This is a genomic window from Lutibacter sp. HS1-25, from assembly GCF_004121075.1.
In the GTDB taxonomy this organism is placed as follows: Bacteria; Bacteroidota; Bacteroidia; order Flavobacteriales; family Flavobacteriaceae; genus Lutibacter.
This window is the reverse complement of the sequence record NZ_RHLN01000091.1, coordinates 1-1949: the sequence shown is the minus strand read 5'-3', so window position 1 is coordinate 1949 and position 1949 is coordinate 1. Positions and strand designations below refer to the sequence as shown.

Here is a 1949-nt window from a genome sequence, read left to right as displayed (position 1 = left end):
TATACAAGTCCACGTGCCTGGTGGATGTTTAAAGCAATGGGGCATCCTTATGTTGCTGTTTTAGATGGTGGTTTGTCTGCTTGGAAAAAAGCAGGATTGCCTTGTGAAGAACCTGTAAAAACAACATTTAAAAAAGGCGACTTTGAAGCTAATTATCAATCGGAAATGGTAGTTGATGCGCAACAAATTTTGGCAAATTTAAACAACGAAAATGTATTGATTTTAGATGCTAGGGGCGAAACCCGTTTTGATGGAAGTGTACCGGAACCTAGAGAAAATATGGCAAGTGGACATATGCCTGGCGCTAAAAACTTTCCTTATAAAAAGGTTTTGGAAAATGGTAAAATGTTGTCAAAATCTAAATTGGCAGCATTGTTTAAGTCTTTTAATGCCAATGAAAAACAACTTATTTTTACCTGTGGATCTGGTATTACAGCTTGTATTATTTTATTGGCAAGTGAATTGGTTGCCGACAATCCAAAGTCGTTATACGACGGTTCTTGGTCTGAATGGGGTCAAATGGGGAAATTTCCTGTTGAAGCAAATTAGATTTTAATATATTTGATAAAGAAATTTAAGATATCAGACTAAAATAAGCATATGAAACAAGTAAAGATTTTAAGTGAAATTGAGAAAATTTTAAAAAACAGTATAAGTTTTGAGACCGTTTCAGATGATGAAGTTGACTCTGAAGAACTTTCAAAAAGAAAAAGAAAAAAATCACGTAGAAAAGGACCCGTTAAAGCAATTTTTGATTTGCTGATATCCTTTTTTGTAAGTGTTATAAAATCACCTTTCGAACTAATTCAACAATACATAAAAAAAGAGGTTATTGGTTTAATTAGAAAAGAACTTAAATCTTATTTTATACTCATTATTTTATTTGGCGTACTTTTTACCATTTTCATCATTTTTTGGGTATTAATTTCATTGGCAATTGGTGTTTATTTTCAGGAAATTGGTTTTACGTTTTTACATGCTATATTGTTTGTAATTGCTTTTCAGTTAGTGGTTTTTGCCATTGTAAGCTTTGCGATTTATAAAATTTCTTATAAAATTAAATCACTTAAATTATTAATAGAATCGTAAGACAGAATTTCTGCTTCAACATAAAAACATAAAAAAAGCATTCTAAATAACTAGAATGCTTTTCCATTAACCAAATTTAAACTAAACTCAAACCAATATTTAGTAAATATTTTAATTAAGAGCTGGTAAAATAACTTTGTCAATTACGTGTACAACACCGTTTGATGCTTGTACATCATATGCTATTATATTGCTATTTCTGTTATTGGCGTCTGTTAATTTTGCACCACCAGTAACATTTGCTGTAATATTGCCACCTAAAGTTGTTACAGTCATATTGTCTGATAATTGGCTGGCAATTACGTTAGCTCCTGCAACTACGTGAGAATTTAATGTTGCTGTTAAAGTAGCTGCATCAATAGCTGCTAAATTAGGAGCATTTAATTCTGTTAGTAAATTACCAAAAGCTTCATTTGTTGGAGCAAATACTGTAAAAGGTGCTGGATTTGTTCCGTTTGCTGTTGACAATGTTGCAACAAAATCTGGTTGATCATTTCTTGTCAATGCAGCTACTAAAGTTGAGAAATTTGCGTCAGCAGTTGCAATTGTTACAATTGTTGGCAATCCAATTACCTTGTCTACCAAATGAATAACACCATTGTCTACAATATTGTCTGCATTAACAACTTTTGATGTACCGTTAATTAAAACACCATTTGCAGTATTGATATGCATACTCATTTTATTTCCGTTTGGAGTTGCAGTTGATAGAGAAGAGATGTATCCTGTACCTAAATCATTAGATCTTACGTCTCCTTGTACAACATGGTTTAATAAAATTTGTGTTAAGGCATCTACAGGTACAGCATCTAAATTAGCAAAACCAGCATTTGCTAAAAATGCGCTAAAAGCAGCATTAT

At 31.9% G+C, this 1949-nt stretch carries 3 protein-coding genes; 2 read left to right on the top strand and 1 reads right to left on the bottom strand.

All coding sequences use genetic code 11. The features are described from left to right. Positions 1–549 (top strand): sulfurtransferase (locus tag EC396_RS12415; RefSeq protein ID WP_164975287.1); only part of this gene is annotated, 549 nt, incomplete at its 5' end. 51 nt (positions 550–600) lie between these two features. Then, a complete protein-coding gene (locus EC396_RS12410) occupies positions 601–1089 on the top strand; it encodes a hypothetical protein (RefSeq protein ID WP_129366553.1) in 489 nt (162 codons plus the stop codon). Between the two features lie 111 nt (positions 1090–1200). On the opposite strand, the gene EC396_RS12405 is transcribed toward EC396_RS12410, so the two are convergent. After that, the coding region (locus EC396_RS12405; RefSeq protein WP_164975286.1) for a fasciclin domain-containing protein at positions 1201–1949 on the bottom strand (749 nt) is incomplete at its 5' end.